Source organism: Myroides sp. LJL115 (genome assembly GCF_054871665.1).
Genome location: NZ_JBTXLS010000088.1, coordinates 1 through 2,509, shown reverse-complemented (window position 1 = coordinate 2,509; position 2,509 = coordinate 1). Strand labels below are relative to the sequence as shown.

The 2,509-nt window shown below is 33.8% G+C and carries 2 protein-coding genes; both read left to right on the top strand.

Translation table 11 applies throughout. The features are described from left to right. Positions 1 to 407 precede the first annotated feature (407 nt). Positions 408 to 1,961: an IS21 family transposase gene (gene istA / locus ACYSNX_RS12995; protein ID WP_461755082.1), complete on the top strand. Its 1,554-nt coding sequence runs from the start codon at positions 408 to 410 to the stop codon at positions 1,959 to 1,961. Positions 1,962 to 1,979: 18 nt separating this feature from the next. Continuing rightward, positions 1,980 to 2,509: ATP-binding protein (locus tag ACYSNX_RS12990; protein ID WP_461755081.1), on the top strand; the 530-nt coding region annotated here is incomplete at its 3' end.

Below are 2,509 nucleotides of genomic sequence, written 5' to 3'. Positions count from 1 at the left end.
TTGGAAAAATCACTCCAATGGAGAAATGGGAAATGGACAAACACTTGATTTTAAGCAAGAAAAAAGTAGCCTAAAACATTATACTTTTAAAAATCAAAAATACTCTAGGATTATAGGGGTTAAAACATTACGGTTTGACTTGGGCCAGTGATTTCGGTTCAAAACGTGCCAATTCCGACATTATTTGTACGGCTCAAATTGTTCACTTTACACCGGAATAATTACAAATTTTATTTCGGTTCAAATGATGCCAATTTCGGTCCAACTTGTGCCAGTTAAAATTTTATTTCGGTTCAAATGGTGCCAAATCCGGTGTAACTTGTGCCAATTAGAATTTTATTTCGGTTCAAAACGTGCCACTTAGAAAAGTTTAATACTAGTATCTTGTTGCTTCTAAACGATAAGATATGGCTAATAAACTTGACCCAATGGACTTAAAACAAATTATCACTTTGCATTTAAATGGCTATAGCAATCGAAAAATAGCCAGCACGCTTGATATTTCACGAAATACGGTTAATACTTATATGCAACTTTTTACTGCAAGTGAGTATTCACTAGAGCAGTTATTATCGTTTGATGTTGCTCAACTATCTGAAATATTTTCTAGTTGCAGTACGATTGACACACAGCGTTATAAGGAGCTAATGCTATACTTTGAAACGATTAATAAAGCTCGTAATCACCCAGGATTTACTTTTTTATATCACTATAATCAGTATGCTGAAGGAGCAATAAAACCTTATAGTTATACACAGTTTATGGAGCATTATAATCGTAAGTATAAGAAAGAAAAAGGTTCAATGAAGCTCGAGCATCAACCTGGAAAGGAGATGTATATAGATTTTACAGGTAAAAAGCTTTCCTATGTGGATAGAGAATCTGGTGAAATCATTGCTGTAGAAGTCTTTGTAGCTATACTTCCCAACAGCCAATACACTTATGTTCAAGCATGTGCAACACAAACAAAGGAGGATTTAATTCAGTGTTGTATAGGTGCTTTACACTTTTATCAAGGAGTACCTTTAGCTATTGTATCGGACAATTTAAAATCAGCTGTTTCTAGATCGAGCAAATATGAAGCACAAATTAATAGAAGTTTTAAAGACTTTGCTACACATTACGGCTGTATTATAAACCCTACAAGAACCTATTCTCCACAGGATAAAGCTTTAGTAGAGAATGCTGTACACCTTGTGTATCAAAGGATTTTCTATCCTATTAAAGATATGACGTTCTTTTCTTTGGATGAGTTAAATAAGGAAATAAGAACAAGACTACCTCTATACAATCAAATTCTTTTTCAACGTAAAGAAGCTAGTCGAGAAGAACTTTTCCTGTCTATTGAGAAACAATACCTCAAAGCCTTACCAGCTACTATTTATCAAATGAAGGATTATAAAAGGGCTAAAGTACAGAAGATAGGCTATGTGTATTTTTCTCCAGATAAGAGCTATTATAGTGTTCCATACCGCTATATAGGGCATCAAACTACGATTCACTATACTCAAACGACAATCGAAGTCTATCATAATCATTTACGTATCGCACTGCATAAACGAAACCTTTCAAAAGGATCCTATAATACAACTAAAGATCATCTTTCAAGTACTCATCAATACTATACTAGTTGGAGTCCTGAATTCTTTAAAAAGCAAGCCCAAGCCCATGGATTACATGTTGTTAAGTGCGTAGATAAAATACTAGACAATGTTGAATATCCTGAAATAGGTTATAAGCGAGTTATGGGACTTATACAGCTTCATAAAAGCTACGGTTCCACTAGATTAGAAAAGGCCTGTGAGCTAGCATTAAAGGAGAATATAGCAACCTACAAGCATATTAAGAATATCCTTCATCACAAAATGGATCTTAATCAAGAAACCTTACTACAACTTAACTTGGACACCCCTCATATCCCTTCACACTCAAACATTAGAGGAGCCTCTACTTATCAATAAACTTAAAATATTCATCCTATGGACAACAATCAAACTATCGAAAAACTAAAAGCAATGAGGTTAAATGATATGGCGTCATTACACAGTAAACACCTAAAAGACAGCAGTCTTACTTCCTTTACAATCGACGAGTACATTGCTTTACTTACAGATCATGAGTATGAAAATCGACAAAACAGAAAAATAGAGCGATTAATAAAACAAGCAAACTTTAGGCAGAGTGCAAGTATCGCTGATACTAATTATACACATCAAAGAAATCTAGACAAAAATGCTTTTACCAGGTTATCTACCTTGGATTTTATGGCTAAAAAACAAAATATAATTTTAACTGGAGCTAGTGGCGTTGGTAAAAGCTATCTAGCTCAAGCCTTAGGGCACCAAGCATGCTTAATGGAACACAAGGTACTATATTTTAATACAGGTAATTTATTTAACCATCTTAAAACAAGTAAAATAGATGGTACCTATCAAAGGGAAATGAAAAAAGTAATTAAATGTGACTTACTTATTTTAGATGACTTTGGCCTACAACCTTTTGACAACAT

Excerpts from the sequence above, each read along its gene's own strand:
- istA (WP_461755082.1), top strand. The coding sequence starts at position 408 with ATGGCTAATAAACTTGACCCAATGGACTTAAAACAAATTATCACTTTG.